At 69.2% G+C, this 26,018-nt stretch carries 28 protein-coding genes, 1 tRNA gene and 1 pseudogene; 7 read left to right on the forward strand and 23 right to left on the reverse strand.

The annotated features are described in order from the left end of the window. Positions 1–55 precede the first annotated feature (55 nt). The gene (locus tag WBK31_RS31835; RefSeq protein ID WP_378786090.1) at positions 56–217 is read left to right on the forward strand and encodes a hypothetical protein; all 162 of its coding nucleotides are present in this window, start codon (positions 56–58) and stop codon (positions 215–217) included. Positions 218–401: 184 nt separating this feature from the next. On the opposite strand, the gene rplL is transcribed toward WBK31_RS31835, so the two are convergent. The 8 genes and pseudogenes from rplL to WBK31_RS31875 form a co-directional block, all read right to left on the reverse strand. Then, the gene (gene rplL / locus WBK31_RS31840; protein ID WP_364068701.1) at positions 402–800 is read right to left on the reverse strand and encodes a 50S ribosomal protein L7/L12; all 399 of its coding nucleotides are present in this window, start codon (positions 798–800) and stop codon (positions 402–404) included. 72 nt (positions 801–872) lie between these two features. Beyond that, a complete protein-coding gene (rplJ, locus tag WBK31_RS31845; protein ID WP_364068703.1) occupies positions 873–1,397 on the reverse strand; it encodes a 50S ribosomal protein L10 in 525 nt (174 codons plus the stop codon). A 236-nt stretch (positions 1,398–1,633) separates the two neighbouring features. Further along, positions 1,634–2,443, reverse strand: coding sequence for an LppX_LprAFG lipoprotein (locus WBK31_RS31850; RefSeq protein WP_406673602.1), 810 nt, complete (start codon positions 2,441–2,443; stop codon positions 1,634–1,636). A gap of 281 nt (positions 2,444–2,724) precedes the next feature. After that, a complete protein-coding gene (rplA, locus tag WBK31_RS31855) occupies positions 2,725–3,444 on the reverse strand; it encodes a 50S ribosomal protein L1 (protein ID WP_364068707.1) in 720 nt (239 codons plus the stop codon). Positions 3,445–3,508: 64 nt separating this feature from the next. Further along, a pseudogene (gene rplK, locus WBK31_RS31860) lies at positions 3,509–3,939 on the reverse strand (50S ribosomal protein L11). A 118-nt stretch (positions 3,940–4,057) separates the two neighbouring features. Next, a complete protein-coding gene (gene nusG / locus WBK31_RS31865; protein ID WP_364068711.1) occupies positions 4,058–4,822 on the reverse strand; it encodes a transcription termination/antitermination protein NusG in 765 nt (254 codons plus the stop codon). 67 nt (positions 4,823–4,889) lie between these two features. Continuing rightward, positions 4,890–5,135, reverse strand: a complete 246-nt coding sequence (gene secE / locus WBK31_RS31870; protein WP_364068713.1) for a preprotein translocase subunit SecE — start codon at positions 5,133–5,135, stop codon at positions 4,890–4,892. Positions 5,136–5,213: 78 nt separating this feature from the next. Further along, positions 5,214–5,286, reverse strand: a tRNA-Trp gene (locus WBK31_RS31875). Between the two features lie 168 nt (positions 5,287–5,454). Here WBK31_RS31875 and WBK31_RS31880 point away from each other — a divergent pair. Continuing rightward, positions 5,455–6,663 (forward strand): pyridoxal phosphate-dependent aminotransferase, encoded by a 1,209-nt coding sequence (locus WBK31_RS31880; RefSeq protein WP_406673603.1) that lies wholly within the window; start codon positions 5,455–5,457, stop codon positions 6,661–6,663. Positions 6,664–6,770: 107 nt separating this feature from the next. On the opposite strand, the gene WBK31_RS31885 is transcribed toward WBK31_RS31880, so the two are convergent. Next, complete coding sequence (locus WBK31_RS31885) at positions 6,771–7,274, reverse strand: hypothetical protein (protein ID WP_406673604.1); 504 nt, start codon at positions 7,272–7,274, stop codon at positions 6,771–6,773. 52 nt (positions 7,275–7,326) lie between these two features. Beyond that, positions 7,327–7,713: a hypothetical protein gene (locus WBK31_RS31890; RefSeq protein ID WP_406673605.1), complete on the reverse strand. Its 387-nt coding sequence runs from the start codon at positions 7,711–7,713 to the stop codon at positions 7,327–7,329. Between the two features lie 348 nt (positions 7,714–8,061). On the opposite strand from WBK31_RS31890, the gene WBK31_RS31895 reads away from it, so the two are divergent. Continuing rightward, a complete protein-coding gene (locus tag WBK31_RS31895; protein ID WP_364068721.1) occupies positions 8,062–9,084 on the forward strand; it encodes an adenosine deaminase in 1,023 nt (340 codons plus the stop codon). Here the strand turns inward: WBK31_RS31895 and WBK31_RS31900 are convergent. Both WBK31_RS31900 and WBK31_RS31905 read right to left on the reverse strand, forming a co-directional pair. Beyond that, a complete protein-coding gene (locus WBK31_RS31900) occupies positions 9,073–9,882 on the reverse strand; it encodes a hypothetical protein (protein WP_364068723.1) in 810 nt (269 codons plus the stop codon). The two genes, WBK31_RS31895 and WBK31_RS31900, sit on opposite strands and share 12 nt — an antisense overlap. Continuing rightward, a complete protein-coding gene (locus tag WBK31_RS31905) occupies positions 9,869–10,408 on the reverse strand; it encodes an RNA polymerase sigma factor (RefSeq protein ID WP_364068725.1) in 540 nt (179 codons plus the stop codon). Before WBK31_RS31905 ends, WBK31_RS31900 begins: the two co-directional genes overlap by 14 nt. Positions 10,409–10,532: 124 nt before the next feature. On the opposite strand from WBK31_RS31905, the gene WBK31_RS31910 reads away from it, so the two are divergent. Then, entirely contained in the window at positions 10,533–11,276 is a 744-nt protein-coding gene (locus tag WBK31_RS31910) for a methyltransferase domain-containing protein (protein WP_364068727.1), read from the forward strand. 78 nt (positions 11,277–11,354) lie between these two features. Here the strand turns inward: WBK31_RS31910 and WBK31_RS31915 are convergent, their stop codons facing one another. From WBK31_RS31915 to WBK31_RS31930, 4 genes are all read right to left on the reverse strand, one after another. Beyond that, on the reverse strand, positions 11,355–12,239 hold the full coding sequence (locus tag WBK31_RS31915; protein ID WP_364068729.1) for a carbohydrate ABC transporter permease: 885 nt from the start codon (positions 12,237–12,239) through the stop codon (positions 11,355–11,357). After that, positions 12,239–13,123: a sugar ABC transporter permease gene (locus tag WBK31_RS31920; RefSeq protein WP_364068731.1), complete on the reverse strand. Its 885-nt coding sequence runs from the start codon at positions 13,121–13,123 to the stop codon at positions 12,239–12,241. Before WBK31_RS31920 ends, WBK31_RS31915 begins: the two co-directional genes overlap by 1 nt. A gap of 61 nt (positions 13,124–13,184) precedes the next feature. After that, the gene (locus WBK31_RS31925; RefSeq protein WP_364068733.1) at positions 13,185–14,456 is read right to left on the reverse strand and encodes an extracellular solute-binding protein; all 1,272 of its coding nucleotides are present in this window, start codon (positions 14,454–14,456) and stop codon (positions 13,185–13,187) included. A 214-nt stretch (positions 14,457–14,670) separates the two neighbouring features. Next, on the reverse strand, positions 14,671–16,542 hold the full coding sequence (locus WBK31_RS31930; RefSeq protein ID WP_406673606.1) for an acyl-CoA dehydrogenase family protein: 1,872 nt from the start codon (positions 16,540–16,542) through the stop codon (positions 14,671–14,673). Positions 16,543–16,668: 126 nt separating this feature from the next. On the opposite strand from WBK31_RS31930, the gene WBK31_RS31935 reads away from it, so the two are divergent. Both WBK31_RS31935 and WBK31_RS31940 read left to right on the forward strand, forming a co-directional pair. Beyond that, positions 16,669–16,992 (forward strand): YbaB/EbfC family nucleoid-associated protein, encoded by a 324-nt coding sequence (locus tag WBK31_RS31935; RefSeq protein WP_364068737.1) that lies wholly within the window; start codon positions 16,669–16,671, stop codon positions 16,990–16,992. Between the two features lie 124 nt (positions 16,993–17,116). Next, positions 17,117–17,533: a hypothetical protein gene (locus WBK31_RS31940; protein ID WP_364068739.1), complete on the forward strand. Its 417-nt coding sequence runs from the start codon at positions 17,117–17,119 to the stop codon at positions 17,531–17,533. A gap of 141 nt (positions 17,534–17,674) precedes the next feature. On the opposite strand, the gene WBK31_RS31945 is transcribed toward WBK31_RS31940, so the two are convergent. After that, positions 17,675–18,832, reverse strand: a complete 1,158-nt coding sequence (locus tag WBK31_RS31945) for an MFS transporter (RefSeq protein WP_364068741.1) — start codon at positions 18,830–18,832, stop codon at positions 17,675–17,677. Between the two features lie 58 nt (positions 18,833–18,890). Here WBK31_RS31945 and WBK31_RS31950 point away from each other — a divergent pair, with 58 nt between their 5' ends. Then, complete coding sequence (locus tag WBK31_RS31950) at positions 18,891–19,256, forward strand: MerR family transcriptional regulator (protein WP_364068743.1); 366 nt, start codon at positions 18,891–18,893, stop codon at positions 19,254–19,256. A 470-nt stretch (positions 19,257–19,726) separates the two neighbouring features. On the opposite strand, the gene WBK31_RS31955 is transcribed toward WBK31_RS31950, so the two are convergent. From WBK31_RS31955 to WBK31_RS31980, 6 genes are all read right to left on the reverse strand, one after another. Next, the gene (locus WBK31_RS31955; protein WP_364068745.1) at positions 19,727–20,872 is read right to left on the reverse strand and encodes an acetyl-CoA C-acetyltransferase; all 1,146 of its coding nucleotides are present in this window, start codon (positions 20,870–20,872) and stop codon (positions 19,727–19,729) included. 57 nt (positions 20,873–20,929) lie between these two features. After that, on the reverse strand, positions 20,930–21,595 hold the full coding sequence (locus WBK31_RS31960; protein WP_364068746.1) for a hypothetical protein: 666 nt from the start codon (positions 21,593–21,595) through the stop codon (positions 20,930–20,932). Positions 21,596–21,618: 23 nt separating this feature from the next. Further along, positions 21,619–22,383 (reverse strand): class F sortase, encoded by a 765-nt coding sequence (locus WBK31_RS31965; RefSeq protein ID WP_364068748.1) that lies wholly within the window; start codon positions 22,381–22,383, stop codon positions 21,619–21,621. 6 nt (positions 22,384–22,389) lie between these two features. After that, the gene (locus tag WBK31_RS31970; RefSeq protein WP_406673607.1) at positions 22,390–23,697 is read right to left on the reverse strand and encodes a hypothetical protein; all 1,308 of its coding nucleotides are present in this window, start codon (positions 23,695–23,697) and stop codon (positions 22,390–22,392) included. Between the two features lie 142 nt (positions 23,698–23,839). Beyond that, the gene (locus tag WBK31_RS31975) at positions 23,840–24,616 is read right to left on the reverse strand and encodes a class F sortase (RefSeq protein WP_378786085.1); all 777 of its coding nucleotides are present in this window, start codon (positions 24,614–24,616) and stop codon (positions 23,840–23,842) included. Between the two features lie 3 nt (positions 24,617–24,619). Further along, positions 24,620–25,936, reverse strand: coding sequence for a hypothetical protein (locus WBK31_RS31980; RefSeq protein WP_364068754.1), 1,317 nt, complete (start codon positions 25,934–25,936; stop codon positions 24,620–24,622). Positions 25,937–26,018 lie beyond the last annotated feature (82 nt).

Below are 26,018 nucleotides of genomic sequence, written 5' to 3' on the forward strand. Positions count from 1 at the left end.
AGGCGCGGCCGGAGGCCAGGCGATCCCGTGAGCCCCGGCCAGGCGATGCCGCGCCGTGAGGGCCACGGCCGGGCCGATCACGCGAAGCCGCGCCGTCGAGGCCACGGCCGGGCCGGTCAGGCGACGCCGTGCAGGTGGGACGAACGGCCGCATCGTCCACACCAGGGACTACATGGACGCCACCGCCATCGCCCAGGTACGCGCAGCCGCGGCCTGATCCGCCCGCGCCACCGCACCGAAAACGACAGGGGCCTGGCCCGGCGCACACCGGTACGCGGAAAACCGCCCCGGCCTGGCCGACCACACCTGAAACACCCCGGAAACGCGAAAAGAGGCGGCACACCCGGCACCAGGGTGTGTCCGCCTCTTCTCGTTGAGCTGTGCGTGAAGCGAAGGGGAAGTTACTTCACGGTCACGGTGGCGCCGGCGCCCTCGAGGGCAGCCTTGGCCTTCTCCGCCTGCTCCTTGTTGACCTTGCCGTCGAAGACCGGCTTCGGAGCGCCGTCGACCAGGTCCTTGGCCTCCTTGAGGCCCAGGGACGTCAGGGCGCGGATCTCCTTGATGACCTGGATCTTCTTGTCGCCGGCGGCCTCGAGGATGACCTCGAACTCGTCCTGCTCCTCGGCGGCGGCGGCCTCACCGCCGGCGGCGCCGGCAGCCGGAGCGGCAGCGGCGACCGCGACCGGGGCGGCGGCCTTGACGTCGAAGGTCTCCTCGAAGACCTTCACGAACTCGGACAGCTCGAGGAGGGTCATCTCCTTGAAAGCGTCGAGCAGCTCGTCGGTGCTGAGCTTCGCCATGATGGTTTCCTTACGCTAGGAACTGCTTGAAAACTGGTAACGGGACCGCGGTGTACTGCGGCAACCCCCGTGCTACTCGCCCGCCTCTTCGCGCTTGGCGCGCAGGGCCTCGGCCAGCTGAGCCATCTGCGTGGGCAGAGCGGCGAACATCGCGGCAGCGGCGCTCTGCTTGGCCTTCAAGGCACCGGCAAGCTTCGCGAGGAGAACCTCGCGGGATTCGAGATCGGCAAGCTTGGTGATCTCGTTGGCGTCGAGCGTCTTGCCCTCGAGAACGCCACCCTTGATCACCAGGAGGGGATTGGCCTTGGCGAAGTCACGCAGACCCTTGGCCGCCTCGACAACGTCGCCGTTGACGAAAGCGATCGCGGTCGGACCGGTGAGCAGGCTGTCGAGGCCCGACACGCCGGCCTCGTTGGCCGCAATCTTGGTCAGGGTGTTCTTCGCCACGGCGAACTTCGCATTCTCACCGAGAGTGGTGCGCAGTTCCTTGAGCTGCGCGACGGTGAGACCGCGGTACTCGGTCAGAACGGCGGCGGCGCTGCCCTCGAACTCGCGCTTGAGCTCGGCAACCGCTGTCGCCTTATCCGCCCTCGCCATGGGCCTCCTTCCAGATGTGCCACCGGCGAAGGCCCCCGACATGAGAACAGCCCCGGCGCAGGGCGCACGGGGCTCACGCACACGGATCGACCATGTGGGAAACTCGCATCACACACCTGCGCGGGCCGTCCACATGACGTGGATCCTTCGGTCGCCAGATTTAGGCACCTGACGACGACCGGCGGTCTTCGGCACCGACCAGAGTACGTGCTGGCCGCCGAGTTTCCAAATCGCTCTCAGTTGGTGGTGTCCTTCGGCAGCTCGCCGATCTGGTCGGCGGGCGGCGCCTGGATGCTCACGGGCTCGTTGAAGCCCTTGAAGAACAGGGTCGCATCGAGGCTCGCGCCGTCCTTGGCGCCGTTCATGGCGAGCTTGCGGGGCAGGCCGTCGGCCGCCACCCAGATGTCGAACTTGACGTCCTTCAGCTCGGCCAGGTGGTCGCGGGCCTGCTCCTGCTCGTCGGCGGGAAGCTGCTGGACGGCGGCGTCCACCGGGAACGTGCCGGTGTAGTGGGTGGTGTCCTCGCCGTTGACGGTCTCGTTGCCGGCGGCCTTGACGTCCTGCGAGGCCGTGACGAGCTGGGTCATGTTGCCGAGGTCGAACTGCTGGATACGGGAGAGCAGCTCGTTGACCTCGCCGGAGCCGCCGTCCGCCTCCTTGAGCGGGACCTTGATCCACGGCTTGGTGGCGCCCACGAGCTCCTTGAGCGCCTCGACCTTCACATAGACGGTGTCGCCCTGCAGCACGGCGCGGACACCGCCGGGCACGCTGCGCTGCCCGAAGTTCACGGTGTCGAGGGTGACGTCGGCGGCGAGCTGCGGCTTGCTCTGGTAGAGCATGCGGCCCTGGACCGTGCCGCTGCCCTCCTGGGGGTGCGTCAGGTTCACCACGGCGTCGACCGTGTAGCTCGTGACCTCCGCGGTCTTCTGCGCGGCCAGGGTGAGCACCTCGGACGCGGCCAGGTTGACCTGGATGGGCTGGGCGTTCGATCCACAACCGGCGACCGCGGCCATCACCAGTGCGGCCCCGGCCGCGGTCATACTCATCGTGCGCTTCAGCATGTTCTTGACCCTACGTTTAACTTTCCCGATATGGCGGCTTCCCCCGGCAAATAGGGGAAAACCCAGGGTTATCCCTCACATCCTCTGCACACTTTCCGCACAATCCTCCGAAGAGGCAGCTCAGCGCCCTTGTCCTCGGGTACGCCGGACTCAGGGCCTCTCTTCACCTACGGCATATGCCCCGCGACCGCCTGCGAGAACCTGTACGGAAACGCAAGCGCCCCCGCCCGAGAGGCTCGGACGGGGGCGCAGGGAAAAGCGGAGGCTCAGCTCTCCAGCTCGGCCGTGATGCCGCGCGTGATGTTGGGGTCGACGGGAACGCCCGGCCCCATCGTGGTGGAGAAGGTGACCTTCTTCAGGTAACGGCCCTTGGCCGCCGACGGCTTGAGACGCAGCACCTCATCGAGGGCGGCGGCGTAGTTCTCCACGAGCTGGCGCTCGCCGAACGACGTCTTGCCGATGATGAAGTGCAGGTTGGCCTGCCGGTCGGTGCGGAACTCGATCTTGCCGCCCTTGATGTCGGACACGGCCTTGGCGACGTCGGGCGTCACGGTGCCGGTCTTGGGGTTGGGCATGAGACCACGCGGGCCGAGCACGCGACCGAGGCGGCCGACCTTGCCCATGAGGTCAGGCGTGGCCACGACGGCGTCGAACTCGTTGAGGCGGTTGCCCTTGGAGATCTCGTCGATCAGCTCGTCGGCGCCGACGATGTCGGCGCCGGCCTCGCGGGCCGCCTCGGCACGGTCACCGGTCGCGAAGACCAGGACCCGGGCGGTCTTACCGGTGCCGTGCGGGAGGTTGACCGTGCCGCGCACGATCTGGTCGGCCTTACGAGGGTCGACACCCAGCCGGAGCGCGACCTCGACGGTGGCGTCGAACTTCGTGGTCGACGTCTCCTTGGCGAGCTTCGCGGCCTCGGCGGGCGTGTAGAGCTTGTCGCGGTCGATTTTGGCGGCCGCGTCCTTGTGCGCCTTGCTGCGCTTCATTTCTTACTCCTAGTGGTGCGCGGGCCGTGTCTCAACGGCCCTCCCACGATGTCTGGGGAAGGTCTTACTCGGCGATCGTGATGCCCATCGACCGGGCGGTGCCGGCGATGATCTTCTCGGCCGCCTCGATGTCGTTGGCGTTGAGGTCGGGCATCTTGGTCTCGGCGATGCTGCGCAGCTGCTCGCGGGTGAGCTTGCCCACCTTGTCGCGGTGCGGCACGGAGCTGCCCTTGTCGATGCCCAGGGCCTTCTTGATCAGCTCGGGGCCGGCGGCGTCTTCGTGATGAAGGTGAAGCTGCGGTCCTCGAAGATCGTGATCTCAACGGGGATGATGTTGCCCCGCTGGGACTCCGTCGCGGCGTTGTACTGCTTGACGAAGTCCATGATGTTGACGCCGTGAGGACCGAGGGCGGTACCCACCGGCGGCGCCGGGGTGGCCTGGCCAGCGGGGAGCTGGACCTTCACCAGTGCGGCGATTTTCTTCTTCGGAGGCATGTGTCCTTCTCCGGGTCCTGATTGCGATGCCGTCAGAGTCGCGGTTGCGCCCCTGACATGTCGGCGGCCGCCCTTCGCGAGAGGCGGCCGGCCGAACGTCTAAGTGTATGTGATGGTCTCAGATCTTCGAGACCTGGTTGAACGAGAGCTCCACAGGAGTCTCGCGGCCGAAGATCGACACGAGCACCTTGAGCTTCTGCTGCTCGGGGCTGATCTCGCTCACCGAGGCGGGCAGCGTGGCGAACGGGCCGTCCATGACGGTGACGGACTCGCCGATCTCGAACTCGACGGCCGGGCCGGCGGCGGCCTTGGTGGTGGCCTTCTTCGTCTCCTCGGTCGGCTCGGGCGCCAGCAACTTGGCGACCTCGTCGAGGCTCAGCGGGCTCGGCTTGTTGGACAGGCCCACGAAGCCGGTCACGCCGGGCGTGTTGCGGACGGCGGCCCAGGACTCGTCGGTGAGCTCCATGCGCACCAGGACGTAGCCGGGCAGCACGCGCTCCTTGACCGGGACCTTCTTGCCGCTCTTGAACTCCTGGACGGTGTGCGTGGGCACCTCGACCTGGTAGATGTAGTCCTCCATGTTGAGCGACACGTTGCGGCTCTCGATGTTGGACTTCACGCGGTTCTCGTAGCCGGCGTAGGAGTGGATGACGTACCACTCGCCGGGCAGCCCGCGCAGCGACTCCTTGAACTCCTCAACGGGGTCGACGTCGGGAAGAACCGAACCGTCCTCGACGGCGGCGGCCTCTTCGTCAGCCGCCTCGTCGCTCTCCTCGACCTCGGCCTCCTCGGACGCCGCCGCAGCGGACTCCTCGGTGGCCTCTTCCAGCTCGCCGTCCCACTCTTCGCGGGACTCGCCGGCCGGAACTGAAGACTCGGACACGGTGACTCTTCCTCTTTCGTGGTTTCGAATGGCGACTCCGTCAGGCGATCACCGGCGAAGTCTTCGGTCAGGATCCGCCGAAAACGCGGAGGACCGCCCATCCTAGGGCGCTGTCGAGCCCGTACACGATCGCGACCATGATCAGAACGAAAACCAGAACGACCGTGGTGTAGGTGACGAGATCCTTACGAGTCGGCCAGATGACCTTACGAAGCTCGTTGACGACCTGCCGGTAGAAGAGGGCAGGGGTGGTGCGGGTCTTCTTCTCGCCGCTCGGCTTGTCTGCGGTCTCGCCGCGCGTGTCGATCGCCACAGTCCTCACCTGATCAGTCGTATCCAACGCAGTTTTGCGGCGCGCTCTTACACGCCATTATTGCGCGGACCGCACTCGCAGGGCACGAGGGACTCGAACCCCCAACCGCCGGTTTTGGAGACCGGTGCGCTACCAATTGCGCCAGTGCCCTATGTCGTAGACCAGACTACCCTGATCGACTCACTGCCTGGACCGAACCGCTCGCCGACATGCGGCGGAAGGACCAGGCGAAAGCATACGGGTCATTGCCCGTCACGTCGAACCAAAACCTGATCCCCCAGGTCACGCGCGTGTGGCGGCCCCGTGGGACCATGGACGCATGTCCACCCGACCCCGCATCTCCGCGAGAATTTCCGCGATTTCCGAGTCCGCCACGCTCGCCGTGGACGCCAAGGCGAAGGCGATGAAGGCGGCCGGGCGGCCCGTCATCGGCTTCGGCGCGGGCGAGCCCGACTTCCCGACGCCCGGCTACATCGTCGAGGCCGCGGTGGAGGCGGCCCGCGATCCGCGCTTTCACAAGTACACGCCGGCCGGCGGCCTGCCGGAGCTGAAGAAGGCGATCGCCGAGAAGACGCGCCGCGACTCCGGCTACTCCGTCGAGCCCTCGCAGGTGCTGGTCACCAACGGCGGCAAGCAGGCGGTCTACGAGGCGTTCGCGACGCTGCTCGACCCGGGTGACGAGGTGCTGGTCGTCGCCCCCTACTGGACGACCTACCCCGAGGCGATCAAGCTGGCGGGCGGCGTCCAGGTCGACGTCGTGACCGACGAGTCCACCGGCTACCTCGCGACCGTCGAGCAGCTGGAGGCGGCGCGCACCGAGCGTACGAAGGTGCTGCTGTTCGTCTCGCCGTCCAACCCGACGGGCGCGGTCTACTTGCGCGAGCAGACGGTGGAGATCGGGCGCTGGGCGGCCGAGCACGGGCTGTGGGTGGTCACCGACGAGATCTACGAGCACCTCGTGTACGGCGACGCCGAGTTCACCAGCATCGCCACGGCCGTGCCCGAGCTGGGCGACCAGGTCGTGATCCTCAACGGCGTGGCCAAGACGTACGCGATGACGGGCTGGCGGGTCGGCTGGCTGATCGGGCCGTCCGACGTCGTCAAGGCGGCCACCAACCTGCAGTCGCACGCCACCTCGAACGTCTCCAACGTGGCCCAGATGGCGGCGCTCGCGGCGGTCTCCGGCGACCTTTCGGCGGTGGCGGAGATGCGGGCGGCCTTCGACCGGCGGCGGCAGACGATGGTCAAGATGCTCAACGAGATCCCGGGCGTGTTGTGCCCGGAACCTAAGGGGGCGTTCTACGCATATCCCTCGGTCAAGGAGCTGATCGGCAAGGAGCTGCGCGGGCGGCGGCCGCAGTCGTCGAGCGAGCTGGCCGAGGTGATCCTGGAGGAGGCCGAGGTGGCGGTGGTGCCGGGTGAGGCGTTCGGCACGCCGGGCTACTTCCGGCTGTCGTACGCGCTGGGCGACTCCGACCTCGTCGAGGGCGTCAGCCGCCTCGGCAAGCTGCTCGCCGAGGCCCGCTGAGGCCGACGAGCCCCAGGGGGCCACGCACCCGGAAGAGCCTCCAGGAGGCGACGCACCCCGAAGAGCCTCCAGGGGGCGGCGCGCTCAGAAAAGCGCGTGCCGAGGGGTCAGCCCGCCGTGATGTCGGCGGCGACGGGCTTGATCTCGCCGCTGAGGCCGGGTGTGGCGCCGATGTAGACGGCGGTGCCCGGCCTCTCCAGCCACATGAAGCAGCGCACGCCCGTCCGCGTGGTCCAGCGCAGGGCGGGCTTGCCGCCGTACAGGGTGAGCGTGGCCTTCGCGACGAGCGTGACGAACTGCTCGGCCGTGCGCGGGCCGCAGACCACGCCGACGTACAGCCGCTCGTCGTTGTCGCTCCAGATGCGGCCGCGCACCTTGAGCGGGCGGCGCAGCGAGTCGAGGCGGCTGAACGTGCCCGCAGGGCTGAGCCCCGCCGGCGACTCCGGCAGCCGTATGCCGGGGCCCTCGCAGGAGAGCACGGTGCCGTACCTGCCGGTGAGCGCCGGTTTGGGCGCGGGCGAAGTGGTGGTCGGCGACGCCACGGGAGGAGCGCCGCCGACGCCGCATGACACCAGCGCGAGCATGACGAGCACCGCAGCCGGCCGCCGCATCCACACCCCCCTTGACATGACCGATGACCGGAGTAAACCGGGGTAAAGGTCTTTAGTCTCCTACAGCAGCCCTGATGGAGGCGGCAAGAGCGAGCAGCTCGCCGCCCAGCGACTCGCTGACCCGGATCGACACGCCCGTACCCGGACGTTCCAGCCAGGCGATCATCCGGCCGCCCTGCGGGTGCCTGCCGGCCACCGCGGGCCTGCCGCGCACGGCGGTGGGGCGGGCGTCACGTACCGCGATCCCGCCGCGGAACCGCGCCCAGTCCAGAGCCGCCGCGCCCCGCGTCACGCGGGCCTCGACGAACCCGCCGGCCGCCGAGGCGAACCGCGCGGTGCCGCCGTCGCCGCCGGTCCGTACCAGGCCGCCGGGCAGGTACGTGAGCCACAGCCGCTCGGAGACGACCGCGACCGTCTCAGCGGGCCCTGGAACCGCCACGGAGCCCGCTGCGGGCGGAGTCGTGGCCGGGAGGGGCGCGGGGACGGGCAGGGGCTCGGGGGCACGTATCGCGGCGCGCGGAACGCGTCCGAACCCCGACGAGAAGATCGCGTAAATGGCCAGCGCGGCCGCCGCGAAGGAGAGCGCCGCCAGCGCTCCGCGCCCGGCTTGTCGCAGTTCGCGCCGCGACGGCGAGCGTACGGGCGCCAGCGCTCCGCGCCCGGCTTGTCGCAGTTCGCGCCGCGACGGCGGGCGTACGGAACGACCTGCGTCACAGACCGCGTCCGGCCGGCCGCTCGACCTGGATTCTTTGCTCCCCCACACTCGCACCGGTGGCAAGATATGCCAATGCCACGGCCTCTGCACGCGCTTCCCAAGGCCCACTTGCACCTGCACTTCACCGGTTCGATGCGGCACGCCACGCTCATCGAGCTGGCCAGGGAGCAAGGGATGCATCTCCCCGACGCGCTGGAGCAGGACTGGCCGCCCAAGCTGCGGGCCACCGACGAGCGGGGCTGGTTCAGGTTCCAGCGGCTCTACGACATCGCCAGATCCGTGCTGACCAAACCGGAACACGTCTACCGGCTGCTGCGCGAGACCGCCGAGGACGAGGTGGCGGCGGGCTGCCAGTGGCTGGAGATCCAGGTGGACCCGTCGGGCTACGCGCAGCGCTTCGGCGGGCTGACGGCCACGCTCGAGCTGATGCTGGACGCGGTGGATCAGGCGGCCGCGCACACCGGCATCGGCATCGCGGTGATCGTGGCCGCCAACCGCACCCGGCACCCGCTCGACGCGAACACCCTGGCCCGCCTGGCCTCCCAGTACGCCGGCAAGAACGTCGTCGGCTTCGGCCTGTCCAACGACGAGCGGCGCGGCCAGGCGCGCGAGTTCGAACGGGCCTTCCGCATCGCCAAGCGTGCCGGGCTGCTGTCGGTGCCCCACGGCGGCGAGCTGATGGGGCCGCGCAGCGTCGCGCAGTGCGTGGACGACCTGGGCGCCGACCGGGTCGGCCACGGCGTGCGCGCCGCCGAGGACGAGCGGCTCATGCAGCGGCTCGCCGACCGGCAGATCTGCTGCGAGATCTGCCCCACGTCGAACGTCGGGCTCGGCGTCGCCGAGGAGCCCAAGGACGTGCCGCTGCGCAAGCTGTTCGACGCGGGGGTGCCGATCGCGCTGGGCGCCGACGACCCGCTGCTGTTCGGCACGCGGCTGCTGCGCCAGTACGAGCTGGCCAGGGAGGTCTACGAGTTCTCCGACGCGGAGGTGGCCGAGCTGGCCCGCCAGTCCATACGGTCCTCGACCGCACCCGAGTCGGTGCGCAAGGAGCTGCTCAAGGGCGTGGACGACTGGCTGGCCGGCTCACCCGAGTGACTCCGCGATCCTGACGGCCTCCTCCTTGCTCTCCAGCCCTTCGAGCCGGAGGGTGAGCATGCCGTGCTGCCAGATCAGGGTGGGCCCGGCCTGGCGCAGCGGCACCTCGGTGCCGTCATCCCGCTTGATGTAGCCGAGCGGGTGCTCGCCCTCGATCCACCACGCGGTGCGCCCGCCGACCTCGGCGAAGTCCGGGTACGGCGGGCCGAGCTTCTTGAACATGATCGGGTCCATCGTGCCGACGAACTGGTCGAGCCTGATCCCGCCCGGCCAGAACATCGACACGACCCGGCCGCCGTCGCTCACCGTGGTCCGCCGCGGCGGGCCCAGCGCGGCCGGGGTCCTCGCCAGGCGGGGCACGTCGGCGGGTGCGACCGTGTGCTCGCCCGGCAGCGGCGCCGTCGTGGTGACCGGCGGCGGCGTGGCGTCGCCCACCCGCAGCTCGATCCCCGCGAACCGCAGAACGCGCTCCACCGCCGCCCTCCCCTGCGGGGTGGCCGCGACCAGCGCGGCGACCGCCACGACCACGGCGGCCGCGACTTTCCACCGCGCCGGTCTCATCCGCCGCCGCCTCTCCGGCACGTCTTCCGTGCCGCCTGCTTGTGAGGTGTCCGGTGCCGGGGTGGTGAGGCGGGCGCGGACGGCGGCGGCGACGTCGGCAGGCGCCGGGGCCGGGGGATCAAGGAGGTCGCCGAGGGCGCGCAGCTCGGCCTCGATCGCCTCGTACTCCGCCTGCTCCTCGCGCCGCTCAGGCCGTGCGTACGGCTCGTCGCCCTCGTGCGGGTCACGCGAGCTCATCGCCCACCTCCTCCCTCAGCCGGGCCAGCCCCCGGTGGGTGCTGGACTTGACGGTGCCGATGGGCCAGTCGAGCACCTGCGCGGTCTCCGCCTCGCTCAGCTGTAAGAAGTACCGGCAGACCACGGCCTGACGTTCCCGATCAGGCAGGGCGCGGACGGCGGCGAGCAGCCGGGTGCGGCGGTCGGTGGCGACGGCGGCGCCTTCGGGGTCGTCGGGCGCGCGCACATCTTCGCCGGCGGTCAGCCGCAGCGCGAGGTCGCTCCTGCGTCCACGGGCGCGGGTGAGGTTGTGGGTCTCATTGGCTACGATGCGCAGCAGCCAGGGTTTGAACGGCGCGCCGGGGCGAAAGCCGGCCAGATGGCGAAACGCCTTGACGAACGCCTCCTGCACGACGTCCTCTGCCTCGTCGCCCGCGCCGAGCATGGCGGCCGTGCGGTGGGCGAGCGTGCTGTAGCGGGCGACCAGCACCTCGTAGGCGGCCAGGTCTCCCTTGAGCGAACGGGCGATCGCCTCGTCGTCGTCCATGCCGTCTCGGATTCCACCGCATCACGGGCGGGGTGGGAAGGGAGTTTCGCTGATCGTGTCATCCTGGTGACCGGCGTGGGCATTAGACTCTGGCAATCCATGTGCCCCTTGAAGGAACGGGATTATGTCTTCTGGGTATGACCGTGTAGTGCAACCGGCGGCCGGTGACGAGGCCCTGGAGAACCACCTCGGTGGGGACGAGGCCAAGAACTACCGGCAGTACGAGTTCGACATGGTCGCCCCGCACGTCGGGCGTTCGATGCTGGAGATCGGCTCGGGCCTGGGGCACTTCGCCGAGCAGTTCCTGCCGCGGCTCGACCGGCTCGTGGTCAGCGACTTCGACCCCTACTGCGTCGAGCAGCTCGAAAAGCGCTTCGCCGCCCGCGACGACGTCGAGGTTTTGCAGTTCGGCCTGCCGACCGACATCCCGCTGCGGGACAAGGTCGACACGGTCGTCATGATGAACGTCTTGGAGCACATCGAGGACGACGCCGAGGCGCTGCGCTCGCTGGCGCGCGTCACGTTGCCGGGCGGGCGCATCGTCATCTGGGTGCCCGGCTACATGCAGCTGTACGGCGACTTCGACCGCAAGGTGGGACACGTGCAGCGCTACACGCCGAAGACGCTGGCCACCACGGTCGCCAAGGCCGGGCTCGACGTCGAGGTGCTCAAGCCGATCAACTTCCTGGGCGGCATCGCCTGGTGGGTCGCGGTCCGCCGGGGCGGCGTCGGCTACCCCGACCCCCGGCTGGTGAAGATCTACGACCGCACGGTGGTGCCGATGACGCGGCTGATCGAGCGGTTCGTGCGCCCGCCGTTCGGCCAGACGGTGTTCTGCGTCGCGCGCGTGCCCGTGCCCAAGAGCTGAGCGAGAACTGAGCGGAAACGCGTCAGGCCGCCCCCTTCGGGTGCCCTGGGGCGGCCTGACGGGTCTACGTGATCGGGCCTACTTGATGGAGCCGGCGGTCAGGCCGCCGACCACCTTCCGCTCGATCAGAGCGAACAGGATGATCACCGGGATGGTGGCGATCACCGAACCGGCGAACAGGTTCTGCCAGTCCACCTGGTACTGCCCGATGAACGAGTTGAGCGCCACGGGCAGCGGCTGGTTCTCGGGGGTCGTGGTGAGCGTGAGCGCGACCACGAACTCGTTCCACGCGGCGATGAACGTGAAGATCAGCGCGGTGATGACGCCCGGCATGGCCAGCGGCAGCGTGATCCTGAACAGCGCGCCGAAACGGCCGTTGCCATCGATGAACGCGGCCTCCTCCAGCTCACGCGGGATCGAGGAGAAGTACGCGTTCAGGATCCACACCGCGAACGCGAGGTTGAACCCGCCGTTGACGAGGATCAGCGCCCAGATCGAGTCCACGAGCCCGAACTGGAAGAACTCGCGGTAGATGCCGACCACCATGGCGGTGGGCTGGAACATCTGCGTGATCAGCACGAGGATCAGGAACGCGGTGCGGCCGCGGAAGCGGTGGCGGGCCGTGTAGTACGCGGCGGGCAGCGCGACCAGCAGTACGAGCAGCGTCGCCCCGGCCGCCACTTTGATCGTCACCCACAGGTTCCCGGCCAGGCCGCTGCCCCAGAACTCGGTGAGGTTGCTCCACACCCATTCCTCTGGCCAGAACGTCACGTCGCGCAGCGACTCCTGCGAACGCAGCGAGGTCAGCAGCATGACCACGTACGGGAACAGGAAGATGAACGCGATGACGTACGCGGTGGCCGCGATGAGGACGGTCTTGAGCCGCGGCGTGCTGTTCGGGCCGCGTACCGTGCGGGGCTGGGAGCGCCGCTCGACCGGGGCCGGCGCGGTCTCGACGGCCATCACGCCACCTCCCTGTTCCACCGCGACACCCGCAGGAAGATCACGGTGAGCACGATGACCATGCCGAAGTTGACCACGGACATGGCGGCGGATTCGCCGATGTCGGAGCCCTTGAGGATGTACATGAAGATCGTCGAGGTGGCCGTGGAGTAGCCGGGCTGCCCGTGCGTCATGGCCCAGATGATCGGGAAGCTGTTGAAGACGTTCATGACGTTGATCAGCGTGGCCACGGTGAGCGCGGGACGCAGCAGCGGCAGCGTGATCGACCAGTACGTCCGCAGCCGCCCGGCTCCGTCCATCTTGGCGGCCTCGTAGACGTCGGCCGGGATGGTGGCCAGGCCGGCGAGCAGCGCGTACGTCGTGAACGGCACCGACACGAACACCGCGACGAAGATCAGCCACGGCATGGCGGTCGAGGCGTCACCGAGCTGGTCGGCCGAGGCCCCGCCCATCGCGTCGATCAGCCCGAGTTTCAGCCGGATCTGGTTGATCACGCCGACCTCGGGGTCGAGCATCCACTTGAAGATGATCGCGGTCATCAGCACCGAGGCGGCCCACGGCGCGATGAGCGCCCAGCGGGCGACCTTGCGCAGCGGGAAGTGCTGGTTGAACAGCTGGGCCAGGGCGAGCGAGACCAGCACGGTGAGCGCGACGACCGCGATCACCCAGATGACGCTGCGGACCATGATGTCCGCGAAGTCCTTCTCGGCGAAGAGCTTGTCGTAGTTCGCGAGCCCGGCGGAGCCGCGTACCACGCCCAGACGGCTGATCTCGAGGAACGACGACCTGATCATCTCGATCACGGGCCAGAGGACGACCAGGGCGATCAGCGCGATGGCGGGCCCGACCCATACGAGGGGTTCGAGGGCGCGCAACCTTCTCATCAGTCACCTTTCCAGGACGGTACGGCCGGCGACGCGCCGGCCGTACCTTGGTCCTGCTGGATCAGCCGGCGGCCGACTCGGCGGTCTTCTGCAGCTCACCGAGGACCTTGGCGGGGTCGTCCTTGACCGCGCCGCCGATGGTCTGCTTGATGGCCGGGTTCACCTCGGCCCACTTGGGGTCCTGGAAGGGGTAGAAGCTGGCGTTGGGCAGGGCGTCGAGGAACGGCTTGAGCTTCTCGTCGCCGGACAGCTTCTCGATGCCGCTCTTGGTGACGGGCAGCAGCTTGTAGGTGTCGGAGATCTTCTGGGCGGCGTTGCCGGTGTAGAAGAAGTCGAAGAACTTCTTGATCTCGGCGGCGTGGCCGTTCTTGTTGAACGCCATGATCCAGTCCATGACGCCGAGCGTGGTGTCGAGCGGGCCGTTCTTGCCCGGGATGGGCGCGACGCCGTAGTTCTTCAGCCCGGCCGCGTCGAAGATCGGGATGGACATGGGGCCGCCGTTGACCATGCCGACTTTGCCCGCGCCGAAGTCCTCCCAGACCGTCTTGCGGTCCTTGGTGCCCGGGTTGGGGGTGGTCAGGCCGGCGTCCACCAGGCCCTTGATGTAGGTGAACGTCTCGACGTTCTGCGGGGAGTCGATCGCCCAGTTGCCGGAGGCGTCCTTGTAGCCGCCGCCGTTGCCCAGCATCCACAGGAACGACTCGGCCTGGGCCTCCTCCTGGCCGAGCGGCAGGCCGAACGGCTGGGTGACGCCGACGGCCTTGAGCTTCTCGGCGGCGGCCTTCAGCTCGTCCCAGGTTTTCGGCGGCTCGGCGATCTTGGCTTTGTCGAACAGGTCCTTGTTGTAGAACAGCGCGCGGGCGGAGGAGACGAACGGGATGCCGTACGCGGTGCCGTCCACCTTGCCGAACTCGGCGAACTTCTCCAGCAGGTCGCCGGAGACCTCGGGCGACAGGACCTCGTCCACCTTGTAGAGCAGGCCGTCCTTGACGAAGCCCGAGTAGTCGCCGGTCTGCAGGATGTCGGGCACCTGACCGTTCTGGATCATGGTGGCGACCTGCTTGTCGATGTCGTTCCAGTTGATGACCTGGACGTCGACCTTGATGTTCGGGTTGGCCGCCTGGAACTCGTCCACGACGCCCTTCCAGAAGTTCTCGCCCGAGTTCGGCTTGCCGGGACCGTCGCCGTAGTCGGCGGCGACCATCTTCAGCGTGACCTGGCCGTCGCTCGCCTGGGAGTCGTCTGCGCCGCCGCCGGCGCCGCCACCGCAACTGGACAGGACCAGCATGGTCGCGATGCCGAGAGCGGCGCCGCCCACAAGCTTGATGTTCACTGCAGATACCGCCTTCTCGTCCTACTCGCCGGACGGGTCGAGCTGGTCCGTACCAGTTAGGCCGACCCAGCCCAGAGGGATGTGGCACGCGAGTCACGGCTTGCCCGCGTTTTGCGTCAGCGTAAGCCTGAGATAAGTGGCCGGTCTATACCGGTCCGTCTCGTTTTTGCAACACCTGACGAAAGGCGGGATCACAACCGGTCTAGACCGGATGTCAGGAGATCTTCCTCCGGACGCTCTCGCCGCCCTCCGGCGTGCCGATCCACGGGCCCTCGATCGACGGGTCGAGGATGCCCTCCTCCAGGAACGTGTAGCGGCCGTCCAGCACGTACCCGGCAAGGCGTACGTCCTGGTTGTCGGTGTTGTCCCAGAGCCTGGCGAACAGCGCGTCCACCCGGCGCCTGGCCTGGTGGCAGAAGGTGTCGGCCAGCTCGTACGGCCGCCGCCCCAGGTCCCGCGCGTCCTCCTCGGCCTTGAGGCAGGCGGCGGTCATGGCGTACAGCTCGGCCCCGATGTCCACGATGCGCCCCAGGAAGGACTGCCTGTGCTCCAGGCCGCCCTGCCAGCGGGACATGCCGTAGAAGGTGGACCTGGCCAGCTTCCTGCTGGTCCGCTCCACGAAGCGCAGGTGGGCGGCGAGCGGGCCGAACGCGGCGTACGAGGTGGGCAGGTTGCCCGTACCGGCGACCAGGGTGGGCAGCCAGGTGGCGTAGAAGCGGCCGGCCCGGCGCAGCGCCTGGGCGCGCTCGTGGCGGCCGGCGTCCGGGTTGATCAGCTCGCCCGCGGCCGTCAGGTGCGCGTCCACCGCCTCCCTGGTGATGGCCAGGCGCATGATCTCGGACGAGCCCTCGAAGATGCGGTTGATGCGGGAGTCGCGCAGCATCTGCTCGGCGGGCACGCCGCGCTCGCCCCGTGCGGCCAGCGACGCGGCCGTCTCGTAGCCGCGCCCGCCGCGAATCTGGACCAGCTCATCGAGCACCCGGTACGACAGCTCCGACGCGTACAGCTTGGCCAGCGCCGCCTCGATCCTGATGTCGTTGCGCCGGTCGTCGGCGAGCCTGCTGGTCAGCTCGCAGACGGCCTCCAGGGCATACGCACTGGCCGCGATGAAGGCGATCTTGGTGGCGACGGCCTCGTGCCGCCCGACCCGGCGGCCCCACTGCACGCGCGCGCTCCCCCACTCGCGGGCGATCTTGACCGCCCACTTGGCGTTGCCCGCGCACGTGGCGGGCAGGGAGAGCCTTCCGGTGTTGAGCGTGGTGAGCGCGATTTTGAGCCCTTCGCCCTCCTTGCCGATGAGATTCCTGGCGGGCACCCTGACCTGGTCGAACACGGTGACGCCGTTCTCGATGCCGCGCAGGCCCATGAACTCGTTGCGCCGCTTGACCATGATGCCCGGCGTGTCGGCCTCGACGACGAACGCGCTGATCTTCTTACCGGTCCTGGCCATGACCACCAGCAGATCGGCGATGACGCCGTTGGTCGTCCACAGCTTGACGCCGTCGATCACGTACTCGTCGCCGTCGCGTACGGCAGTGGTGGCCAGGCGCGCCGGGTCGGAGCCGACGTCGGGCTCGGTCAGCAGGAACGCGGAGATCTCCCCCGCCGCGCACCTGGGCAGGAACTCGCGCTTCTGCTCCTCGGTGCCGAACAGCTTGAGCGGCTGCGGCACGCCGATCGACTGGTGCGCCGACAGCAGCGTGGCCAGCGCCGGGCAGTAGGAGCCGACCAGCATGAGAGCGCGGCAGTAGTACAGGTACGGCAGGCCGAGCCCGCCGTACTCCTCCTTGATCGTGATCCCGAACGCGCCGAGCCGCGCCAGCCCTTTGACCACGTCGTCGGGCACCTGCGCGGTGCGCTCGATGAGCTGGGGATCGACGTGGGCGTCGAGGAAGCGGCGCAGCGACCTGACGAACTCCTCGCCGCGCTTGGCCGCGTCGCCGGGCGGCGTGGGGGCCGGATGCACCAGGTCCAGCCGATAGTCGCCGAGGAAGAGCTGCTTGGCGAAGCTGGGACGGGTCCACTCCTTCTCGCGTGCCTGCTCGCCGACTTCCCGGGACTCCGCGTACTTGGCGTGCTCGGTCATGGCACCTCCGGACGTTGCGCCGTTCTGTGCTCATGGGTACTGCCCGCCGTGATGGCACCCTGTCGCCGTTATAGCCCGATTTCACGGGAACGGCGAGCTTTGCGACGCCACCTGGGCGCGAGAAAGATGTCCGGCGCGAAGCAGCTCATCGGCCAGGTGCGGGGCACCGGCGAGGCCGCCGACGGGTTCATCCGGGTCACGGCCGGAGCGGGCGGCGTCCTGACCGGCATCGATCTGAACCCGCGTCTGCTCCGCCTGTCCCCCGCGGTCATCGGCCGCGAGCTGACGAAGGCGATCCAGCAGGCACAGGACGACGCGGCGCGGCGCTCGCAGGAGATCGTGGACGGCGTCGCCCCGCACGTCGCGGCCCTGCCGGAGCCGCTGGACGAGACCTTCGTCCGGCGGCGCGTGGACGCGGCGATGCGTGACCTGAACGGGGGAGATCTGTGAGATTCGGCTACGAGATCGACAAGAGGAACAACCGTCCTGAGGACATCGACCGCGCCACCGAGCAGGCCGCGCGGCGTCGCTGCTGGACGAGGTCCCCGCGCTGCTCGCACACCCGCGTAACCAGGTGCGGTTCTTCGCCATCACGTTCGTGCTGTTCGCCGCCGAGGAGCCGGAGGACGCTCCGGTCCTCGCCCAGGCCATCACCCTGAGCCGCGATCCCGACACCGCCGTCCGGTGGAAGGTTCTGCACTTCCTGGCGATGGCCTCGACCGAGCAGCTCATGGCCGGGCTGTCGCAGCTCACCGATCCCGAGCTCCGGCGGCACACCGAGGCGCTGATCGCCGCCGACACCGGCGAGCCCGACCCCGGCGAGGTGGTCGCCGGGCTGGCGAGCGACGACCCGGTGGCCCGGCTGTTCGCGGCGGCGATCGCGGCCCGCATGGCCGAGGACGACCCGGCGCTGCTGCGCCATGCCGCCCGGTCACGCGACGAGCAGATCAAGACGTTGGCGGAGTGGCGGCTCGGCCAGCTGGAGGAGTAGCGTCCGCGCGAGCCGCCACTGTCGTGGCGGCTCGCGCACGGATACGGAGCACCGGCACGGACGGCTCACACACTCACAGACACCGGGCACCGGCACGGACGGCTCACACACTCACAGACGCCGCATACCGACACGGACGGCTCACACGCTCGCGGGCGCGGGGCGGCGGGGGATGGCGGCGTAGCTGATGGCGAGGGCGACGAGGCTGAGCCCGGCGGCGGCCAGGCCGAGCCAGCGCAGCCCGTCTGCCGCCACCAGGCCGCCGCCCAGCGCCGACCCGGCCGCGATGCCGATGTTGAATGCGCACACGTTCACCGACGTCGCGAGCATCGGAGCCTGACCGGCGTGCCGGAGCAGCAGGCTCTGCAGCGCGGGCGTGGTGGCCGAGGTCAGCACGCCCAGCGCCAGCACCACCACGACGGCGGTGCCCGCCCACGGCACGGCGAACGGGAACGCGGCCAGCACCACCGCCAGGCCGATGAACGTGCCGCGCACCGTGCCCGCGAGTGAACGGTCCGCGAGCCGCCCGGCCACCAGACCGCCGGCCAGGCTGCCCGCCCCGTAGACGAGCAGCAGCGTCGAGACCGCGCCGGGCCCGAGGCCGGTGATGCCGGTCAGCGCCGGCGCAAGGTAGGTGAAGACGGTGGAGGTCGCGGCCAGGCCGACCGCCGTGGTGGCGATCACGACCAGCACGCGGCGGCCGAGCACCGTGGCGATCTCCTCGCGCACGCTCGTGGCCGGCGCGTCCTGGCGCGGCAGCGCGGCGGCCAGCGCCCCGGCGACGGCGAGCGCCAGCGCGGCCAGCACCGCGAACGGCGTGCGCCACCCCGCGCCCTCCCCCAGCAGCACGCCGAGCGGCACGCCCAGCAGCGTGGCGGCGGAGAAACCGGCGGCGACGGCGGCGATCGCGCTGCCCGCACGGTCCGGCGCGACCACCCGCGTGACCATCATCAGCGCCACGGTCAAGAAGGCGGCGTGGCTGAGCGAGGCGACCACCCGCCCGGCGATCAGCACCTCGTACGACCCCGCCACCGCGCAGACCGCGTTCCCCGCGGCGAACAGCACCAGCAACCCCAGCGCCAGCCCCTTGCGCGGCAAGCGCACGGTCGCGATCGTCACCAGCGGCCCGCCGATCACGACACCGAGCGCGTACGCCGTCACCGCCTGACCCGCCGTGGACACCGAGACTTCCAGGTCGGCGGCCATCTGTGGGAGCAATCCCGCGATCAGATACTCGGACGTGCCGACCACGAACACGCTCGCCATGAGCACGGCCGGCACCAGCACACTGCTTCTCATGCGGGAACGCTAGAGTCTCACATGGATGTGAGAGTCAAGGCGCGGTGAGGGAGATCACATGCGGATCGGGGAGCTCGTCCGGCGCACCGGCGTGCACGAGCGGCTGCTGCGCTACTACGAGGAGCAGGGGCTGCTGCGGCCCGAGCGCTCGCCGAGCGGCTATCGGGAGTACACCGAGGCCCACGTCGAGACCGTGCGCCGCATCCGCTGCCTGCTCGCCGCCGGGCTGGGCACGTCCGCGATAGCCACCGTGCTGCCCTGCCTGGAGAGCGAGGGCGAGCGCCTCGCGCCCACCTGCCCGGACGTGCTGGGGCAGCTCCGCGCGGAGCGGGACAGGATCGACCGCGCGATGGAGGCCCTGCGCGAGTCGCGCGACGCCCTCGACCGCGTGATCTCCGCAGGGATGCGCGAAAGGGCCGGCTGACGCGGCACCCGCCTCCTGCGCACCGGACGCCGTCGTGCCCGGCCCGCACATCGGGCGCCGGCCTTTCCGGCATGCCGGATAAATAGGTTGCACGGGTTCCGAGCGCGCCCGTAGCCTCATGCGCATGGTCCTTTACCTGTGATTCGCGCCCGACGCGACCCGTCCGTCCCCCGTCCACTCAGTGACGCGGTAGCTGACGTCGCCCGCCGGCTCTCGATCGACATCGTCGAGCCGCGTCGCCGAATTACGTAAAGGAGCCTTTTATGCGCGCTCGCGCCACCAAGCACAACCGTCCGCACCTGCCCGTGGTGCGACCCATGCCCAAGATGCCGAAGCGGCCCATCATGCCGCCACGCCGCATCCCGCCCAAGGGGCGATAGAAGCCAACTACCGGGATGGGTAGTTAGAAGCGGGCGCCGCCTCCCCTTGTTACGCCTGGAGGCGGCGCCCGCACCGCTTCGGGAAACCGGTCAGAGCCGTTCGATGATCGTGACGTTGGCCTGGCCGCCGCCCTCGCACATCGTCTGCAGGCCGTAGCGGCCGCCGGTGCGCTCCAGCTCGTGCAGCAGCTTGGTCATGAGAATCGCGCCCGTGCCGCCGAGCGGGTGGCCGAGCGCGATGGCGCCGCCGTTCGGGTTGACCTTGGCCGGGTCGGCGTCCAGCTCGCGCATCCAGGCCAGCGGCACCGGGGCGAACGCCTCGTTGATCTCCACCACGTCGATGTCGTCGATCGACATGCCGGCCTTCTTCAGCGCCCGCCGCGTCGCGGGGATCGGCGCGGTCAGCATGTAGACCGGGTCGTCGCCCATGAGCGCGAGCTGGTGGATGCGGGCCCTCGGGGTCAGGCCATGGTCGCGTACGGCCTGCTCGGAGGCGATGAGCACGGCACCGGAGCCGTCGGAGATCTGCGAGGAGGTGGCGGCGGTGATCTGGCCGCCCTCCTTGAGGGTCTTCAGCGCGGCCATCTTCTCCAGCGTCGTGTCGGGCCGCGGGCCCTCGTCGTCCTCGACGCCGTTGATCGGCTCGATCTGGTCCTTGAAGTAGCCGTTGGCGATGGCCTTGGCGGCCCGCTGGTGGGACTCGAGGGCGTACTGTTCGAGGACGTCGCGGGTGAAGCCCCACTTCTCGCACATCAGCTCGGCACCGCGGAACTGCGAGATCTCCTGCTTGCCGTAACGCTCGACCCACTTGTCGCCGAACGGGAACGGCATGCCCATGTCGAGCGCCGCCTTGATCGAGGAGCCCATGGGCACGATGCTCATCGACTCGACGCCGCCCGCCACGACGAGGTCCTGCGTGCCGGAGAGCACGCCCTGCGCGGCGAAGTGGATGGCCTGCTGCGAGGAGCCGCACTGCCGGTCGATGGTGACGCCCGGAGTCGTCTCGGGGAGCCCGGCCGAGAGCCACGCGTTGCGCGCGATGTCCATGCTCTGCGGGCCGAACTGCATGACGCACCCCATGATGACGTCCTCGACCGCCTCGGGGTCGACGCCGGTGCGGTCGATCAGCGCCTTGAGGGTGTGCGCGGCCAGGTCAGTGGGGTGGACGGTGGACAGGCCACCCTTCTTCTTGCCGACCGGGGTGCGGACCGCCCCGACGATGTACGCCTCTGCCACAGTGCCTCCTGAGAACCGAGCATTATTCGGTTACTAGAGGCAGCGTACAACAGGATTTCATTCGGCCGCAGGTCGCTCCGGGGCCACGAGATCCTCCGCCGCGTCGATCCTGAACCGCCACCGATCCACCGCGATGCCGTTGAGCGACTCCGCCAGCTCCAGCGCCAGCGCGCCCAGCTTGACCGGCTCGGCGCCGCGCAGCTCGATCGCCGTCAGCTCGGTGGCGAACGGCAGCAGCTCCTCCGCGGCCGGCGGCTGCCCCGCCTGCGGCACCAGCACCGCCTTGATGTCGCCCGCCGTGAACGCGGGGCCGTCCTCCTCCTGCGCCAGGTGCGGCGACAGCTCCTGGGGCGCCGGGCGTACGGGGAGGATCACCGCGGGACCGCCCTGGTCGTCATCGGCGGGATCGCTCACCTCGCCCCGGCAGATCGCCAGCCCGCCCAGCCGGAACGCCAGGCCCTCGGCGAGATAGCGGTCGAAGTAGTTGAGCGGCAGCGGCCCCTCGGCGGACACCCGCACCGCCCACACCTTCTCCAGCACCCCGCCCGTCAGCTCGGGCTCGGCCTCGACCGGCGCGTGCACGCGCACGTCGGTGGCCACGATGTCGTCGCCGTCGAGCCGGGCCTTCGGGTCGGCGAGCCGGACCAGCCGCAGCAGCTCCGCCTGAGCCGGTTTCGCGGGAACGGCCGCCGTCGGGCCAGTTCGCAGTCTCCGCTTCGCCATCCAGCCCATGCCAGCCTCCGCGCTCAGCTTCGATAGGAGCTCGTCATCGTCGCGTAGACGATCAGGTTGTCGGTGTAGTGGCCAGTGGTGCGATCGTAGGTGCCACTGCAGGTGATCAGGTGGAGCTGCGCGTTCTGCTGGCCGCCATAGACGCGCTGGGTCGGGAACGTCTTCTTGTTCGCCTGCTCCACGCCACCGACGGTGAACACCGCGGTCGTCTTGTCCTGGCGCTTGACCTCGATGGTATCGCCGTTCCTGATCTCCTTCAGCCTGGCGAAGACCGCGGGGCGCGTACGCGTGTCCACATGCCCGAGGAGCACCGCGGGACCCGCCTCACCCGGCGTGGACATGTTGCGATACCAGCCCACAAGGTTGGGATTGTCCGGCGGCGGCACCTCGATCGTGCCGTTCTTCCGCAGGCCCACGGATTTGATCGGCGCGTTGACGCCGAGCCGCTTGATCACGATCCGCACCGGAGTCGAGGGCAGCATCGGCGGGGCCGGGTTGATCTGCGGCAGCGGAGGCGGCACGTTCGCCGGCGCCTGGAAGTACGCCTGCTCCTGCTGGGCGGTGCTCTTCGGCTGCGCCTGCAGGTCGAGGCTGTCGCGGCTGCTCTGCAGGCCGTACTCGGCCGGCGAGCGCAGCACGATCAGCAAACCGGCCACGACCGTGGCGACCCCGGCGATGGCCGCCACGATCAGCACCGCCCTCAGCGCCACGCTGCCCTTGTGCTCCGGAGGAGGAGGGACCGGAGCCTGGGCGCCGCCGTACGGGTAGTAGCCGGACACCGCGGATCAGCTCCTGATCGAGCGCCGGCGCAGGACCAGCCCGCCGATCGCGGCCGCCGCCACCAGCGCGGTGCCCGTCAGGATGAACAGCCGCCCGTCAGGGCCCGCCATGCCGCCCGCACCGGTGTCCGCGCCCGCCTTGGGGGTCTTGGAGTTCCTGGTGGGGGTGCTGGTCGAACGGGTGGCGCTCGGCGTGATCGTCACCGTCGCGGTGTGCGTCTGCGTCGGACGCGGGGTGGTCGTGGTCGGGCTCGGGCTCGGCGTCGGACTGGTGGTGCTGTTGCTGACCGTGAACGTGTAAGTCTTCAGGTCAGCCTCGTTCTGAACGGTGCACTCGATCATCGGCGTGTTACCGGTGCGGCTGTTCGCGCCGAAGTTGACCTTCGATGGCTTCACCGTGACCGTGCCCGCCGCGCTGGCCGTGGCCTTGACGTCGATGGCCGTGGTGGGAAGCGGAATCGGACTGTTGGCCGTGATCGTGCCCGTCGAACCTTCACCCGTCGCGGAGCTCAGGCCGGTGATGCCGGTCAAGGACGCATAAGCGAAGATCTTCGGGCTGAGCGTCTGCCCGCTGGGAGCCGTCAGCTCCTTGCCGGTCGTGTAGGTGCCCTTCCACTTGATCGCGAACTGCTGGTTGACCCTGGCGGAGGTGGGCATGGTCAGCTCCACCTTGATCTCGACATCCTGCGTGTCGGTCGTCTCCGGGCCGACACACCTGTACTCGACGACGTCGGTGCCGGTGCCGCCGTTGTTACTACCCGTCTGGACGGGGATCGAGGTCTCAGTGGGCGTGGCGGAGCTGAAGGTGCAAGTCGTTCGCTCGCCGGCCACGGTGATGGTCACCGGCGCGTTGCCCACCTTCAAGACGAGATTGCCGCCCGTCGTCGCAGTCACATTGACCGTGGCAGTCATCTTCGGCGGCGTATATGTGCCGCCCTGGCTGACCGTCGTCGCTGTCCCGCTTCCTGAGCCCTCCAGCGTCGTGGGGGTACCGCCGGTCACGGAGAGGTCACCGCCGCTGGTGGTGACTGCGGCATTGGCAGCGATCGCCTTGGTGGCGGTCAGTGGGGAGAAGGTCCACTCGATCGTCGCGGGCTTGGACGGCTCCACCGACGTGGGAGGAGTCGCGGTTAAGACCATCGAGTTACTGCTCAGGTAGCCACCCGAGCACGTGTAGGTCATCTTCAGTGGCTCTGCTGCTGCGGCCTCAGCCGGCGACGACAGCGCAAAAACCGAGCCGACAAAGACCGCGAGCGTGCCTGCAAGCCCCAATGCGGACGTCTTCTGGGCGAGGCGGCGCCCCACCTGGGACATAAGCACGGGTCCTTCTCCGTTTCACAGCGGTGTCAACAGTCGTGCCAGAATTCCAGCCGTTGGTCACGGTCAGGTAGAGATCCTACGAACTGTCTCGGTCAACTTCCCGTAAACCGGCGAATCCACCCCAACTTTCCCACACTCACCCCTTCTTCTTGGACAGCGTCGCGTACACCACGATGTTGTCCGTGTAGTGGTGGGTCTTCTTGTTGTAGACCCCACCGCAGGTGATGAGCCTGAGCTGGGCGTCCTTGGTGTTGCCGTAGACACGCTTGGTCGGGAACGCGTTCTTGCTGGCCTGCTCGATTCCGCTGACCGTGAAGCGGGTGACCTTCCCGTCCGATCGGTACACGTAGATGTGGTCGCCCTTGGCCAGTTCGCGCAGGCGGTCGAAGACGGCGGGGCCCCTGCGGGTGGTGACGTGGCCGTTGATGATCGCAGGACCGGCCTCGCCGGGGACCGGTGAGTACTTGTACCAGCCGGTCCTGTTGGGCCGATTGAGCGGCGGCGTGCCGAGAGCGCCCTTCTTGTCCACCGTGACCGCGCCGATCGGGGCGTTCACCTTGATCTTGGGGATCTTGATGCGGGTCGGCCGCACCCGCGTGGTCTTGGTCTTGGGCTTGGGGATGGCCGGGACGATCGGCGCGGCCGCCGGCGGAGGCGGCGCGTCCAGGCGGGCCGGGGTCAGGGGCACGTTCTTGCCACCGGGCCCGACGGTCGGCGGGAGCACGAACGCGCCCGCGTTCTGCATCTCCACCGTCGTCGGCTCCGCCTGCGCCACCACGCGCGGCTCGGAGCCGTCGTCCACCGGCGGCGCGAGCGACAGCAGGGTCACCATGACCAGGCCGACACCGCCGAGCGAACCGGCGACGAGCAGGCCGGGCATCGCCCGCTGCATCGGGGTCTTCTGCTCGGTCATCGCTTACGCACCTCCCGCGTGCGCGGCCCGCCGCCGCCGCAACAGCAGCCCGCCGCCGGCGCTGCCCGCCACGACGACCATTCCGGTAGCCATCAGTCCGTACGGCGGCCGGTCGTCCTCGTCGGGGGCCACGCCGGTCTCCACGCCACCGCTGGGGGTCTTGGCGACCTGGGCGCGGTAGTACTTGGTCGCGGTCGGGCCGGTGCTCGTCGGGCTGGACGAGGTGCTGCTCGACGCCTGCGGCACCACCCTCACGTGCTCGCCGATGGTCCCGACGTCGTTGTTGTCACCGTCCTGGCCAGGGTCGTTCGGGTCATTGGGGTCCTCACCGGGGTCGGTGGGCTCGTCGGTGGGGTCCTCAGTCGGGTCCTCGGTCGGGTCGTCCGTGGGGTCCGTGGTGGGGCCGGGGACGTTGACGTCGATGGCACCGGGGTCGCCCTGAAGCTCGCAGGTGGCCTCCCCGTACTCGGGCGGCTCGCTGATGCCGCTGGTGGTCACCTGGAAGGCGTCCACGTAGGCGCGCTTGTCCTCGGTGTTGATGACCTCGATCCAGTGGGGGCCGTATTTGAGCGGCGGCGAGGTCCAGAGCACTTGCTGGGTCTCGGTGCCGGTCATCGGGTTGCCGCTGCGGTCCTTGCCCGGCTCGACCAATCCGTCGGTGACGTGCTGACCGTCGATGAGCACCCTGACCGGGCCCAGGTCCTTCTCACGCCGGCCGATGTAGGCGACCTGGGTGCCGACGAAGTCCAGACGCGCCGTGGCGTCCTTCTCCCTGGTCACGTTGATGTCGTGCTTGTAGTCGTCGTACTCGTTGCCCGTGTACCGCGAGCGCCACGTGCCGGTGTAGGTGACCTCGGACTCCGAGTTGTTGACCATGGCCTCGCCCTCGGCGGGCGTGAAGCGGACGGTCAGTTTGCCGGGCTTGAAGCGGATATTCCCCGCACGGGTGATCGAGGCGTTGTCGGAGAGACCTTCCGGCAGGTCAAGGAAGTCACCGGGCACCAGCTCGCCCTGCGGCTGGCCGCCCCTCGGCCGGAGCTGGCCGACCCAGGCGCCGCTGACGTCGACGGTGCCCTCCAGGTCGAGCGAGGACCCTTCGGGGAAGAAGCCGGGCGAGCCGAACCGCTGCACGCTCGTGTACTTCATGTCCCAGCGCACGTTCATGGTGCCCGACTCGATCTGCGGCGTCATGCGTGCTTCGAGATCGACGCCCGCACCGGCGATGCCGCCCGTGCAGTGGTACTTCATGACCAGCGAGGACTCGGCCTGGCCGGGAATCGTGGACGTCGCGACGAATGCCGCCGTTGCCGCTAAGCTCACCGATCCGGCGATCAAAACCCTGCGCCACCGACTCACGGAGACTCCGATCACCCACAAATAGACCGAGGGTAGATCTTATGGC

Source organism: Nonomuraea sp. N2-4H (assembly GCF_045291505.1).
GTDB lineage: Bacteria > Actinomycetota > Actinomycetes > Streptosporangiales > Streptosporangiaceae > Nonomuraea > Nonomuraea fastidiosa.